Here is a 14250-nt window from a genome sequence, read left to right as displayed (position 1 = left end):
TTTAATTAATTAAACATATTGTTCGAACTGCGCTGAATATTGCAAGTTATGCGCCATTACGCCAAAAATAACATAACACGCTTATTTTCAATTTTTTACTAAAAACATACAAATTCAACCAAGTGTACCATTTATTATACACTCCAATCAGATTTGATTGATTTAGTGAGCAAATATCTTTTCACGATACTTTCAATTGTCAATAATTTATTATAGCTTTGCAGTCCCTAAGAAATAGGGTCGGGTGGCCGAGTGGCTAGGCAGAGGTCTGCAAAACCTTTTACAGCGGTTCGAATCCGCTTCCGACCTCGTTTTCCAACGTTTAAAAAATAAAGAAATGGGAGTTACACGTTTAAAGAGAAAAGACAGAAGGAATAAGGTGGTTGCGAAGAACCAGGTGCAATTTTTGAAGATTGGCCGCAACTTGGAAACCGGCAGTCGTTCAAAGATGCCAGCTAACAGCCAAATTGTAAAAAACAACGCGGTGCTTGACCAATTATCGGTTGAACTGGAAAAGTAGAACCTTTTATTATAAGGTTACTAAAAACTCTTAAGAAGAGGTTTCTAAAGGTTTTTTAAGATATCCGCCAATTGGCGGATTTTTTCTTTAGAGGACATCCAGACCTCCCCTCCCATTCCGCTCACGGCATTATTCATGTAAGCCATACCGCTCGGCTGTACGATTTTAGCTGAAGAATGAAACTCCCTGGCACCTGTGATCGAGGCTATCTGACCAATATTATCCGCATTGATGCCAGACCCCGGCATAATCTCGATTCGGCCATGTGCCTGCGCCACAAGCGCCTTGATCAATTCGATTCCCTCCCATGCCGTGCTTTTCATCCCAGACGTCAGCAATTTGCGGCAGCCACTGCCGATGATTGCTTCCAATGCCTCGAACGGATCCCGGCATACGTCGAAGGCGCGGTGGAAAGTAACATGCATGGGATTTGCCAATTCGATCAATTCGGCGATCCGTTTGGTGTCCACCGATCCATTTTCACGCAACATTCCAACGACGACGCCATCGCACCCCGCCTCCCTACAAAACGCGATATCCGCTTTTATTTCGTCATATTCATGGTCGCTATATAAAAAATCTCCGGCTCTCGGACGGATGAGTACATGGACACCGATATGGAGTAATTGCTTAGCTAAGCGTATCTGGCCATAGGAAGGTGTGAGCCCGCCCAGCTCAAGGGCCTGGCAAAGCTCAATTCGGTCTGCGCCCCCTTCCTGTGCCTCCAAAGCAGACGACACTGAATTGGCACAGACTTCCAACTGATAAGTTTTGCGTGTCACAAACTTAATGTTTCACCGGGGGTCATTGATTGATTTATTGATTGATTTATAGCATCTGTGCTGAAAACCCTTCCAAGACACGGCTATTGCCTTCGTCCGGTTCGAACAGCCGCTCTATATTAAAAGCAAGTGCGCCATAGACCTCCAAATTGCTCTGTTTCTCAAACCCTATGGAAGCCAATGCCTGCTGATGAAAGTTAAGGGTCCTATTGAAAGCGACACGGTATTTCTCATTGATGGGTTCAGATGGTGGAAACACCTGCGCCAACGCATCCACCTGTCGTCCATTTTTCCAGAATCGGTAACACACATGCGGTCCGGTGGCAAGCCCGGTGCTTCCTACGTATCCGATCACCTGCCCTTGCGCAACCCGCTGGCCTTTCTTTACGGCACGTTTACTCATGTGCAAATATTGCGTGGAATATACATTGTCGTGCTTGATTTTGACATAATTGCCGTTTCCTGATCCATAGGTCGATTCAGTAACAACGCCGGCAGCCGTAGCCACAATTGGCGTGCCGTGTGGAGCAGCGAAATCCGTTCCCAAATGGGCCTTCCAGCGCCCAAGCACAGGGTGAAACCTCCTCATCGTATAACGGGACGAGATGCGGCTGTATTTCAGGGGGGCTTTAAGGAAAGTCCGACGGAGGCTTTTTCCGTTTTCATCGTAATATGCACCTTGCTGTCCATCCCCCGGTTCAAAATAAAAAGCTTGATATTCCTTGCCGCTATGACCAAAAACAGCCGACTGTATCCTGCCCGGACCGATTGGGCTGTCGTCTACATACTTACGCTCATACACCAGCTTAAACCAATCACCCTTGTTTATACGGTAGAAATTGACGGCCCACCCATAGATTTCAGCCAGCTGCACTGCCAAATCGGGACTCGCACCGTTGGCAGCCAACGTCTCATACAGTGAGCTTTGTACAACCCCAGCTACCGTCTCGAGCCTTGTGTCAACCGCTTTTTGCTCCTTATAAACAGCAATGCTATCTCTCAAGTCATACACGATGTAATCGATCGCGTTCGGCTGGTATACAAAATACGCGGCGCGCCCTGATGCGTCCTTAAATACCGTATAGTCGTGCCCCACGGCGATCTTGCGGACATCAAACACCGATTTAGATCTGTCGGCAAGGACCGAAATACTGGGAAGATCCACGTGATACCGCTGCAGGATATCTGAAAGAAATTCGTTGCGCTTTACGGTTTCTGTATCGATGTCATAGCCATCGATTTCCAATCCGAATAAAAGTTCTGGTTTTTCCGCTACGGCAATATCGTCAGCTGTTGATGACACCGGTTCAGATGTGGAATCAAAAGAAGACAGGAAAATGAAACTGGCACCCAAAGCAACCGCAGCAAGCACTACAAGTGCAAGTACATTCTTTTTTAATATCATTTTTTATAGCAGGTAGTAAGAATTCTCAAAAGTTGATCCAACGTTATTTAAGCTAATTGGCAACCGATTATCGCTACCAAATCACACCCAACTCACATTTAACACTGCAAATAACGCATTTTTATCGAAACCCAATCCTTTTTTAACATTTTTTTACATTTGACCCGGGCCATGCTGCCTATCTCCCAACGTGAAACGATAAACGCTTGTACTGCTGAAAGGTATACCGGGTTCAAGCACTGTCGACGGCCACTGGGCTTTATTGGGTGAGTCAGGAAAGTGCTGCGGTTCCAGGCAAACGGCGCTTTGCTTTTGGTATGCAATGCCTTTTTTTCCAACTCGTGTTCCGTCCAGCATGTTCCCTGTATACACCTGAATGCCCGGTTCCGAGGTGTATATTTCTAAGGCAATGCCGCTTTGCGGAGAATAAAGACGCGCCGCCAATACGCTGGCGCTGCGGTCAGTATCCAATACAAAATTATGATCAATGCCTTCCGCTATTTTCAATTGTGCATGCAGGCTATCGCGGGCGAGTCCGTCACCGATGGTTATCGGCTCCCTGAAGTCAAAAGGGCTTCTTTCTACGGGCAATAGCTCACCTGTTGTGATCAAGGTGCTGTCAATTGGCGCGTATCGGTCCGCATTCACATATAGTACATCTTCCAACACAAGGTTGTTATGGTCGCCCGAGAGATTAAAAAAACTATGGTTCGTCATGTTGATGACTGTCCGCTCGGTGGTTTGCGCTTTATAATGGATTACCAGCTCATTGCTTCGGTTGACGGCAAAAGAGACAGACACGCTCACTTCTCCAGGGAAACCGCCTTCGCCAGCGGGCGACAAGTACGACAACACGAGCGTACTATCGGTTGGTTGGTTTGCTTCAAAAACCTGATACTGCCAGCCTTCGCTGCCCCCGTGTATCGTATGATCTCCACTATTCACAGCCAACTGTACTGTATCTCCGCCCAAAACAAAACGCCCCTTATTAATCCGGTTGGCGTAACGCCCCACCGTGGCGCCGAAGGAAGACGGCTTGGATGTGTATTCGTCGATGTGATCAAATCCCAGTACGACATCCCGGAAATCACCCTCAGCGTCCGGCACCATCCATGACACGATACGACCGCCATAGTTGGTGATACAGACTTCCATACCGTTAGCATTGGTTAGCACGTAGAGGCCGGTTGAATCACCGTTAATCACCGTTTGAAAATCTCGTATATTCAGGCCGGATTTCGTGGTATGTTCCGCGTTTCCCTGTCCGCATCCGCTGAGAATTGCTATGCATAGCAGCCCGAAAATGAAACTGTCCGTTTGTACTTTCATCGTCTTTAAGTTTACCTTGAAGCGCTAAAGTAACAAATAAAAAACTACCTCATTGACAAAATTCAAAGAACTGCTGATAACGAACAGCGTACGCCGTTACCGCAGCACACCGATATGGTACGGGAAGGTATCTCCACCGTCGCCGGTCAGAAATATAGTAAGATAGTCACCCGGGTCTAATGCGACACCCGTGCGCCGGGCCAACTGTACGCCGTTTTCGTCGACTATGGTCAGCACATGCGTGCCGGTATGCGTTGTCGGGATGAAGACCTCTGCTGCTCCGGCCGTTTCAGCAGTTTCAGTGGGCCGGTTGCGAAAGTCCGCTATGGTTTCGGTACCGGCGACATGCAGCGTCACACGATGAGCCGTGTTTGCCAGGTTGAAAAAGCGTAGCCCAGCGATGGCAGTCGGATCATCGACACCAGCGGGCAAACGGTCTTCGACAATGAAATGTTTTGGGCTTTCCTCGGTACCGAAAAGAAATGATGTATAATAAGCGTTTGCCTGTATCGAAAATGTCGTATCCACTACGCGGGAGGATTGATTTGACGAAAAGACTTCCAGTTTACAGTCTGCACAACTGGGCACATGGTAACGACCTGTCTCCCGAAACCGCAAAGAATTCAAAGGTTTCCCACCGCGCCCCACATCCAGCCGGTAAAACACCGCTTCTGCGTCAAAAAACGCGTTAGCTACAGTTAGCCAGGCCTCAGCCTCCGGTTCGTTCTCGGGATCTTTTATGCAGCCCGCCATTAGCACCGTTGCAAGCAAAAGTGATCGTACTGCACCGGTGTATATTTGCCTTTTCATTGAGATACCGCAACCGGCTAATTAACCCATTGACGTACCATGCCAACATAATAAGTAGTGGGATCACGGTCGTCGCCGGTAAGGAAAACACTGGTGTAGCTGCCACCAGCCAAATTCACGACTGCCTGCCGCTCGGCAAGCGTTTCGCCATTTTCATCCACCACCGTTAGCGTATATGTGCCTGTGGGTACCGGAATGAAATCCTCTCCTGCTTTGCCGGTTTCCGGTGTCTCCGTAGCGCGATTGCTAAACGCTTCGATCGGCTCGGCGTCGCCGATGCGCAGGGTCACGCGGTGCGCCGTGTTAGCGAGGTTATAAAATCGGACCGCAGCAATGGATCGCGGATCGTCGGTATTCTCCGGTATCCGGTCTTCGGTAATAAAATGCCTCGGGGCATCGTGCGTGCCATATACAAAGGATGAATAAAGCGCGCTATCTACCACCATAATATTGGTATCTACCAGCCGCGCTCCTTCAACCGACGAGTAAACTTCAAATCTCCGGCTGCTCCCCACATACAATGGCAACGGCCGATAACTGGGACCATACGTGCGGTATCCTAACGGATAAACTTCAGCCAGAACATTGTTATCCAACCGGTAATAGACTTCACGGGCTTCGATAAACGTATTGATAAAAGTCATGCCGCCGGACGGGATCGGCTCAGGATCATCGCCACGCAAACAGCTACCCAGCAGGGCGATACAGGCCAATGAGGCAATTCGCAGAAAATATTTCTTCATCATACCTGGTGAACGTACAGGGAGGAGCGAACGCTACACGCGACTATTTTTTTAAACACACTTTCTTGGATTAGTTGATTGACCTTCACTTCTTCGATCACCTTGCTGCCGGTATCTAAAACAGGTGTGGCAGGATCTTTCTGTTGCAGGTCGAATTAAGACCATAATAGCTTATCCGTTTCCTTCCCTTCGAGTACACTGACGATATACAAACACACGATTCTTCGACTGCTGTTCGACTGGTGTTCGACTGCTGTTCGACAATCCTTCGACAGCGCTTCGACAATTGTTCGACCGGGCTTCGGGAAACCTTCGACAACGCTTCGGGAAGCTGCCGAAGCGTGGCCGAACAATAGCCGGACGATTGCCTTGCCATGGTCGAACCAATTCTGGGATGGTTGCCCACCCGCTACCATGCCGTTTGCAATCCCCTTTTCTGGGGCTTTTTTCGGCATGGCTTCGGAGCTCCTTTTGGCCTTAGTCTGGTCTTGGTTTGGACTTAGCCGTACCTTGGTTTGGCCGGAGCAGAACGAGTCCAATAGGAGCTCGCTCTGAGCTAGTACCAAGCCCCGAAGCCGTATACAATCTTTCCCCAACGTCGCTCCATCCCATTCCATGTCGCTCCCCATATACTTTCTCCCGCTATATAGCCGCTTACCCTTCGCTAAAGTGCCGCTTTTGGGGCTTTTTAGCGAAGTATATGCGGGACATATGGGGATAGGATCCGAAGGAAGGGTAAGGGAAGGTGAGCTGGAGCACGGTTTTGGCCGGGCTTTCGGAAGGGTTATACAGAAAAGTAAACGCTGACAGGTGAGTAAAATTAAGCTAAAACAAAGAACCCGCAAATTCGTTCAATTTGCGGGCTTTGGACGTTACTTTGTGTAGCTGTGTCGGGTTGGCGGGATTCGAACCCACGACCTCCAGCACCCCATGCTGGCGCGATACCTGGCTACGCTACAACCCGAACGGGGTGCAAACTTAGCCATAATTGTACTTATTTGCAAGTTGAAAGCTGAATAATTAAAGTTGGTCGTAACAGTCCGCTCGCTTAAATTGCGCTTGTTCTGCGATCGATCAACAACGCATTCTCATCCATTTCTGTCACCGATATATTTAAAAAACGCATCGCGGTATGTTTCTCCCACGGGGATAATTTTATCACCGATTAAAATGCGTCCACGCTCTATACTGGCTATCTTGTCAAGCGCAACAATATAGGAGCGATGAACCCGCACAAAGCGGTTTCCGGGCAAAATTTCCTCCATCTTCTTCATATTCTGCAGCGTGATGATACGCTCCGCCGATGTGTAAATGGAGATGTAATCTTTCAACCCCTCGATATATAAAATGTCTTCAAGGTCGACCCGCTGTATTTTGTGCTCTGTCTTAACAAAAATGAAATCCACGGTGTCGCCTTGTGCCGGTACCGGCGGAACCTGCGTCTTGGCAACCCTGCTGCCCAACACCTTCTGCACCGACCGATAAAAGCGATCAAAGGCAATCGGCTTCAGCAGATAATCCACCACATTGAGTTCATACCCGTCTAAAGCATACTGCGGATACGCTGTGGTAAGGATCACATCACATTTCCCATTGATGATTTTAAGAAATTGGATTCCGGTCAGCTCCGGCATCTGTACATCCAAAAAAGCCAAGTCTACCTCGCCCTTTTGCACCATCTCCAGTGCCTCGATTGCGTTGGTGGTACTTGCCACCAGCGATAAGCCGGGCACCTTGGCTATATAATCTGCAATGATGTCCAACGCGAGCGGTTCGTCATCTACGGCTATACATCTAACCATGGGTACGTTTGTTTCCGTTTATAATTTATAAATATAAGAAAAGTTCGCTACTGTAATATGTTTCAGATTCAATGATGTTAATGGAATGCCTGTCGGGATAACCCAATTGGAGTCTGCGTCTCAGGTTGGCGAGGCCCACCCCCTTGGTTTGGTCTTTGTTTAGTTGGTTCTTGGCATTTTCTGCCTTGAAGTGCAAACGGCCGTTCTCCACCCTGATATCAATACGGATAGGCTTGCCGGCATCGGTAGATACACCATGTTTAAAGGCGTTTTCTAAAAATGAAATGAGCAGCAGCGGCATGACTCGGTGACCGGTTTTATCGATATCCACATACAGGTCTACAAAGACCCGTTCCTTAAAACGCAATTTTTGCAACTCTATGTAATTTTTCAGGTAGTTAATTTCTTCATCCAGCAGCACCGTATCTTCGTTGCTTTCGTAAAGCATATACCTCATGATTTCGGACAACTTCAAGACCGCTTCAGGAGTTTTCTCCGATTTCTGGTATGCCAGCGAATAAATATTGTTTAGGGAATTAAACAGGAAATGGGGGTTGATCTGTGATTTCAGGAAGGCCAGTTCAGCCATGAGCTTTTCATTCTCAAGGTTCTTGCGGTGCTCGCGGTGTCGAACATTGGATGAAATGACGTAAACCGCAGTACTCAACAGCATGAAAAACAACCCCGTGATCAACGCAGCAACCGCATATTGGACTGGTGTGAGCACCTTTTCCCTGTTCTCGTCGTCGCGATACTGTAAGATAACATCTTCAAAATAGAGTGCGACGCCATATTTGACGGCAATAGAGACTACCAACACACCCGCCATGTAAAGCGCCGCACGCCAATAGTTGGAGTTGCCGATCAGATGGGGGTTGATGAAAAAATAATGGATGTAAAATATGCCTATATTCAATATACCGTAAAGCAATATGATAATGGCTGTGTCTTTAGCGCTTTCTCTGGCATTCACCAGGTATAAAACCACGATCAGGGTTGTCCACACAAGGACATGAGCCAAAGCAGCTTTGTTTTTGAGCATAATTGCAAATATAAGACTAGCCGCCTTATATCACCCGCGCAATATACCAATGCCCCGCAATCATCGGCCAATGGTCGATTCTAATAGACGAAGCCTATTGCGCTGTTGGTCTACAAAATCTGGCGGTTGGTCTAAAACTTTTTCATTGGAACCCAGGATTCGGTTTATTTGTACCGTGCAATAGGATAGGTGCGATTGTAGAACCAGTAAACACAACATAAAATGAAAAAGTTCATCGGCAACATTTCACCTTTTTTGTTACTCACCGTCCCTTTTTTCGTGGTCTTGGCGCTTGTGGCCGGACAAGCCGGTAGTGAAATCATTCAGGAACGCATCCACTTGAATGCTTCTTTCATTTCCCTGCCTGACATGAATGTTTTTAAGGTACTATTGTGGCGATAATCGGACAACTTGCTTACCTTTGCCGGTATGCAAAAGCCGCTGATATCATTGCGTAGCATTATACAGGCATTGGATCTCGATTTGGCGTGCATAACGTTGCTTGAGCAAGGAAACACGCGTCAAAGCCTCCTTCCTTACCGTAGCCCGGAAACCGTTTATACCGCCATACAGACCATCGGACAGCAGTTGAATGTACGTCAGCAAGCCGATCAGTTGGTCGAAGACCTTGAAGAACGGACCAATATCATCCGCCACAAACTTAAATTCATACCGGCGGAGGACAGGCCAAAGCTTTGGCTACTCCAAGATGTGTCGCCCCTGGAGGACGCAGGCAATGAGTACCTTTCGAACCTCGTCACCATCGCCGGAGGCATCGTCCACAGTGCCGCCGCCAGTGACGGACAGCGCCCGGATAGCGTCATCATCATCACTGACCAGCCTATTCCCCAATTATTGAACAGATTGCCGGAGGCGTTGGCGTCGAACGAGTCGTTACAAACCGCAGCCGAAAACAAAGGCATATACCTGATCCATAACAGCAACTATCTGCGCCAGCCCGGCGCCCAAATCGCGGATGACGCCGAAATATTAGCGGAGATACTTCATCCGAAATATTTCGTGTTTGGCCGGGATAAAGACGTCTGGATGAAATTTGACTGGCAATAGGCTATGCGTTTTCCAGCAAATACTTTTTGAACCCGCTGAAATCCTTACCCAGTTTCATGATATCCTTTTTCCGCTTTTTCAGCATCCTTACTTGCTCAGGAGCAGTGATTGCTTTCGCTATTTCATCTGGAAACACTTCAGGAAATTTACATGGATGTGCCGTAGACAGAAACACGGTTGCATATTCGCCGGGGTGGTGGCGACGATAAGCCGCAGCGGCTAACCAAGCGATTGCCGTATGCGGACATGCAATGTAATTATACCGTTCAAACAGTGCAGAAATTGCTTCACGCACCTGCGAATCCGTAAAAGCGTGGGAAGAAACGACCTGCCTCAGGGGTTCGCGGTCGTCGTTGAATAGATCCATGATCCGCACCCAGTTACTCGGGTTGCCCACGTCCATGGCATTGGCTAAGGTCTGCACGGATGGACGGGGCTCATACCGGCCGTTGGCGAGGAAACGCGGCACCGTATCGTTCGCGTTGGTAGCGGCAATAAAGTGTCTCACCGGCAGGCCCATTTTGTGGGCAAGCAAGCCCGCACCGATATTGCCGAAATTACCACTTGGCACGGAAAAAACCACATCGCTGATCCCCTGTGAACGGGCCTGCGCATATGCATGGAAATAATAAAATGCCTGCGGAATAAGGCGGGCAATATTAATGGAATTAGCGGAAGTAAGCCTGAAGACACCTTTCAATTGCTCATCATTAAAAGCCTCTTTAACCAAGGCCTGACAATCATCGAAGGTGCCGTCTATCTCAATGGCACGTATGTTTTGCCCGTTAGTCGTCAGCTGCAGTTCCTGTACGGGGCTCACCTTACCCTTAGGGAACAGGATGGTCACCCGTGTACCCGGCACGCCAAGAAAGCCCATGGCGACTGCACCACCTGTATCGCCCGACGTAGCGACCAGTACATCCAGTACCGTGTCATCGGTATGGGCTAGGAACGCCATGACGCGACTCATAAAGCGGGCGCCAAAGTCCTTAAATGCCAGCGAGGGTCCGTGAAACAGCTCCAGCACCGCCATTCCGTCGTCGAGTGGCCGTACAGGTGCTTCGAAATCGAGGGCTTCACGCACTATCCGCTGCAGCTCCGCCGTGGGAATATCGTCACCGATCAGGGGTGAAGCCACTTGGACGGCGATCTCCTGCAGCGAGTACCGATGAATATTTCCGATGAAATAGGGATCAAGCCGTGTGATCATCTCCGGCATATACAGCCCTTTATCAGCTGGCAAGCTATTGAAGACGGCTTCCCTGAAGGGTACGCGCAGGTCTCTGTTGTTTGTACTGTAAAATTGCATTGTTGTTCTTTGCTGATTTAACTATTTACTTCCCTCGGCCCTTCAAGGTTGATACCGGAGACATATCCATTGCTTTCGATGCCCTGCTGCATCAAATGGGATTGGATCGCCGAGGTGATGCGGGCGGCAGTTTCCCTGCTTTGTACAAAGGCAAACACGGAAGGGCCCGAACCCGAAATACCGAAACCCAACGCCCCGGCATCCATGGCTAATTTGCGCATTTCATAAAACTCGGGGATCAGAATCGCCCGCGTAGGCTCGATGAGTACGTCATGCATACTGCGCCCTATTAGGTCATAGTCAGCGGTAAAAAGCCCAGACACCAGGCCGGCGATATTTCCCCATTGAACCACGGCTTCCTTAAGTGATACCTTCGTCCGGATCATCTGCCGTGCATCACGGGTCGGCACGTCTACATGGGGAAACACGACAGCGGCATACAACGACTGGGGTGCTGGTAGCGCGATAACATCCAATGGTTCGTAGCTCCTGACCAGCGTAATGCCCCCCAGCAAGGCAGGAGCAACATTGTCCGCGTGTCCGTGGCCGCACGCCAGCGCTTCACCTTGTATGGCAAAGGGTAGCAAATCACGCCGCGAAAGCGGGCTCCCCAACAGCGTGTTGATGGCAAACAGTCCAGCAACGGTGCTTGCCGCGCTCGAACCCAGGCCACTGCCGACGGGCATCTGCTTGTGCAGTTCAATCTCTACACCGATGCCGGTACGGCCGATATGTTTGAGAAAAGTCATCACGCTCGCGCTGACGGTATTCTTTTCGGCCTCGCGCGGCAGTCTCCCGCCGTCGCCCGTGATGTTTACCAAGTGCACTCCCGTCTTATCCGTCCGCCTAAGCGTCACCTCGTCCCCCGGCTCATCCAGTGCAAAACCGAGAACATCAAATCCGCAAACTATGTTGGCCACCGTGGCTGGCGCAAATACATGTACACAATCCTTTTCCATGATAATATACTTAAGCGCCTACGTTAACCAGATCAGCGAAGACGCCAGCGGCCGTCACCTCTGCCCCTGCCCCGGGCCCTTTTACAACCAACGGGCGTTCTTTGTACCTTTCCGTTGTAAATGAAATGATATTGTCGCTGCCGGAAAGTGCAAAAAAGGGATGACCATCGCCTACCAGTTCTAAGGCAATAGACACTTGTCCATCCTCCAGTTTGCCAATGTATCGCAACACCTTGTTTTCTTTCTGCGCTTTCAACTTCAAATCGTTGAAGTAATCATCCGCCGCAGCTAACTCTCGGTAAAACTCGTCGACCGAAGCCGCCTGGGTGCAAGCCGTTGGCAGTATGGCGCCTAAGTGCACATCTTCGGGTTCGAGGGGATGGCCGGCGTCTCTCGCCAAGATCAGCATTTTCCGCATGAAATCGGTGCCTTTCAGGTCATCACGTGGATCCGGCTCAGTATACCCAAGTTGCTGGGCTGTGCTTACCACCTCATGGAATGAGGCGCCGCCGGTAAAATTGTTGAAAATGTAGGAGATTGTTCCAGAAAGAATGGCCTCGATGCGGATAATGCGATCGCCGCTCATCATCAAATCGCGGAGTACCCGGACAATGGGAAGCCCCGCGCCCACATTGGTTTCATAGAAAAAATCGACGCCATGCTTACGGGCCGTATCTTTCAAACTCCTGTACTGGTTATACGGGCCGGAATTAGCTATCTTATTACAGGTAACAACCGAAATATTCGACTTGAAAATTTCTTCATAGTAGCGGATTGGTTGTTCGCTGGCAGTGTTGTCTATGAATACGCAGTTGGGTAGGTTCATTAACTTCATCCGTGACACAAACTTAGCTAAGTCGGCTTGTTCTCCCGCCCGCTGCAGCTGCTCTTCCCAGTCAGACAACCCAATTCCATCGCCGTTGAACAACATGCGGCGCGAGTTGGCGATTCCCACTACCTTTATTTCGATATCATTATGGTCCAACAAAAAACGATGCTGTTCACGCAACTGCCTGAAGAGCGTCGTGCCGATGTTTCCCGTCCCGGCATTGAACACATGCAACGTCTTATTCAGCTGAGCGAAGAACGCGTCATGTACCGCATTGAGCGCTTTTGAGAGATCAGATTGTGAGATGATGACCGAGATATTGTATTCGGATGATCCCTGGGCAATCGCCCTGACATTAATGCCGTTTCTTCCAAGCGCGTGAAACAGTTTGCCGGACATGCCGGGCGTCTGCTTCATGTTTTCACCTACAATGGCCAGTACCGAAAGGTTATCTTCGATCTCGGGTGGCGACAACTTGTTGGCCACCAGCTCCAGTTCAAATTCATTTTCGATCAAACCTTTGGCTCGCAGCACATCGCCAGGATGCACGGCAAAGGTAATACTGTGTTCGGACGACGATTGCGTAATCAGCACTACGTTGATCTGCTCTCTCGCCAGTAACGTAAACAGCCGTCCGCTAAAGCCGGCCCGGCCTACCATACCGCTTCCGACCAAATTGATTACGCTGATCTCAGGAATAGACGAAATGCCTTTGATGGGAAGAGCTGTTTTGCCGCTGTCATGTTGTATAATTGTACCCGCAAATGCGGTATTGAATGTGTTTCGAATCACGATCGGGATTTTCTTGAGAAACGCCGGGATCATGGTGGGCGGATAGATCACCTTAGCCCCAAAGTAGGACAGTTCCATGGCTTCGGTGTAAGAAAGCACCGGCAGCGAAAAAGCCTTTTTGACAATACGGGGATCAGCGGTGAGCATGCCGTTTACATCAGTCCAGATTTCGATGGCTGTGGCACCGACTGCAGCGCCTATGATCGCCGCAGTATAATCGCTGCCGCCCCTCCCCAGTGTGGTAACCCGCCCCTGCTCATTTGCAGCGATAAATCCAGTGACAAACAATAACCTCCCCGAGTTGGAGGTAACGAATGTGTTGATGAGTTGCTCAGAGAGCACCTGATCTACATGCGCGCTGCCAAAGTGGCTATCTGTCCGAATTAATTGGGTGGCATCGACGTACAGCGCGCCTGGGAAATACTGCTCAGCCACCTTACTGACAAGAAAAGCTGAGCATCTTTCGCCATAGCTCAATATCAGATCTTTACTTTGCGGACTGAGCTCGCGAAGATTGAACACCCCCTGTAGCAGATCTTCCAATTCATTCAGGTAGATTTTTAACTTCGTAAAAACTGGATTTTGGTGCTTTACCCCAATCAGCTGCCTTACCACAGAAAAATGGCGGTTTTCCATTTCTGCCAGTCCTTCTGCAAAGTCCCTGCCCTCCGCCGCATTCTCCGCCAGCTGGGTAAGCAGATTGGTTACCCCGCCCATCGCAGACAATACCACTACCGGGCAGGCGCCCGATTCATGTGATGCGCGGACGATGTCGAGCACCGACCTAATGCTGTCTGCTGATCCTACCGATGTGCCGCCAAACTTGAGTATCTTCATAGTCATACCTTTTGAAAACCTTA

General features: G+C 49.4%; 13 protein-coding genes and 2 tRNA genes. 3 read left to right on the top strand and 12 right to left on the bottom strand.

From position 1 onward, the window contains the following. Window positions 1–238 precede the first annotated feature (238 nt). Window positions 239–309 (top strand) — tRNA-Cys (locus ACFOET_RS03065). A gap of 255 nt (window positions 310–564) precedes the next feature. On the opposite strand, the gene ACFOET_RS03060 is transcribed toward ACFOET_RS03065, so the two are convergent. The 9 genes from ACFOET_RS03060 to ACFOET_RS03020 form a co-directional block, all read right to left on the bottom strand. After that, window positions 565–1302 (bottom strand): copper homeostasis protein CutC, encoded by a 738-nt coding sequence (locus tag ACFOET_RS03060; protein ID WP_379019443.1) that lies wholly within the window; start codon window positions 1300–1302, stop codon window positions 565–567. Window positions 1303–1348: 46 nt separating this feature from the next. After that, a complete protein-coding gene (locus ACFOET_RS03055; protein ID WP_379019441.1) occupies window positions 1349–2707 on the bottom strand; it encodes a M23 family metallopeptidase in 1359 nt (452 codons plus the stop codon). Window positions 2708–2860: 153 nt separating this feature from the next. Continuing rightward, window positions 2861–4036 (bottom strand): aldose epimerase family protein, encoded by a 1176-nt coding sequence (locus ACFOET_RS03050; RefSeq protein ID WP_379019439.1) that lies wholly within the window; start codon window positions 4034–4036, stop codon window positions 2861–2863. A gap of 96 nt (window positions 4037–4132) precedes the next feature. Further along, window positions 4133–4846 (bottom strand): hypothetical protein, encoded by a 714-nt coding sequence (locus tag ACFOET_RS03045; RefSeq protein WP_379019437.1) that lies wholly within the window; start codon window positions 4844–4846, stop codon window positions 4133–4135. Between the two features lie 17 nt (window positions 4847–4863). Then, a complete protein-coding gene (locus tag ACFOET_RS03040) occupies window positions 4864–5592 on the bottom strand; it encodes a hypothetical protein (protein ID WP_379019435.1) in 729 nt (242 codons plus the stop codon). 152 nt (window positions 5593–5744) lie between these two features. After that, window positions 5745–6218 (bottom strand): hypothetical protein, encoded by a 474-nt coding sequence (locus tag ACFOET_RS03035; RefSeq protein ID WP_379019433.1) that lies wholly within the window; start codon window positions 6216–6218, stop codon window positions 5745–5747. Window positions 6219–6479: 261 nt separating this feature from the next. Then, a tRNA-Pro gene (locus ACFOET_RS03030) sits at window positions 6480–6553 on the bottom strand. Window positions 6554–6677: 124 nt separating this feature from the next. After that, the gene (locus ACFOET_RS03025; protein ID WP_379019431.1) at window positions 6678–7391 is read right to left on the bottom strand and encodes a LytR/AlgR family response regulator transcription factor; all 714 of its coding nucleotides are present in this window, start codon (window positions 7389–7391) and stop codon (window positions 6678–6680) included. Window positions 7392–7416: 25 nt separating this feature from the next. Then, window positions 7417–8433, bottom strand: a complete 1017-nt coding sequence (locus ACFOET_RS03020) for a sensor histidine kinase (RefSeq protein WP_379019429.1) — start codon at window positions 8431–8433, stop codon at window positions 7417–7419. A 222-nt stretch (window positions 8434–8655) separates the two neighbouring features. Between ACFOET_RS03020 and ACFOET_RS03015 the strand changes: the two genes are divergently transcribed. Both ACFOET_RS03015 and ACFOET_RS03010 read left to right on the top strand, forming a co-directional pair. Beyond that, on the top strand, window positions 8656–8835 hold the full coding sequence (locus ACFOET_RS03015) for a hypothetical protein (RefSeq protein WP_379019427.1): 180 nt from the start codon (window positions 8656–8658) through the stop codon (window positions 8833–8835). 27 nt (window positions 8836–8862) lie between these two features. Then, window positions 8863–9501 (top strand): ABC transporter substrate-binding protein, encoded by a 639-nt coding sequence (locus ACFOET_RS03010; protein ID WP_379019425.1) that lies wholly within the window; start codon window positions 8863–8865, stop codon window positions 9499–9501. A 1-nt stretch (window position 9502) separates the two neighbouring features. Here the strand turns inward: ACFOET_RS03010 and thrC are convergent, their stop codons facing one another. From thrC to thrA, 3 genes are read right to left on the bottom strand one after another with little or no spacing between them, the layout of a single operon-like run. Then, the gene (thrC, locus tag ACFOET_RS03005) at window positions 9503–10810 is read right to left on the bottom strand and encodes a threonine synthase (RefSeq protein WP_379019423.1); all 1308 of its coding nucleotides are present in this window, start codon (window positions 10808–10810) and stop codon (window positions 9503–9505) included. A 17-nt stretch (window positions 10811–10827) separates the two neighbouring features. After that, window positions 10828–11769, bottom strand: coding sequence for a homoserine kinase (locus tag ACFOET_RS03000; protein ID WP_379019421.1), 942 nt, complete (start codon window positions 11767–11769; stop codon window positions 10828–10830). A 10-nt stretch (window positions 11770–11779) separates the two neighbouring features. Continuing rightward, entirely contained in the window at window positions 11780–14227 is a 2448-nt protein-coding gene (thrA, locus tag ACFOET_RS02995) for a bifunctional aspartate kinase/homoserine dehydrogenase I (protein ID WP_379019419.1), read from the bottom strand. Window positions 14228–14250: the final 23 nt, after the last annotated feature.

The sequence above is a fragment of the Parapedobacter deserti genome (genome assembly GCF_042646065.1).
Lineage (GTDB): Bacteria > Bacteroidota > Bacteroidia > Sphingobacteriales > Sphingobacteriaceae > Parapedobacter > Parapedobacter deserti.
Note: the sequence above shows the minus strand (reverse complement) of the source record. Positions and strands in the feature narration are given on the sequence as shown.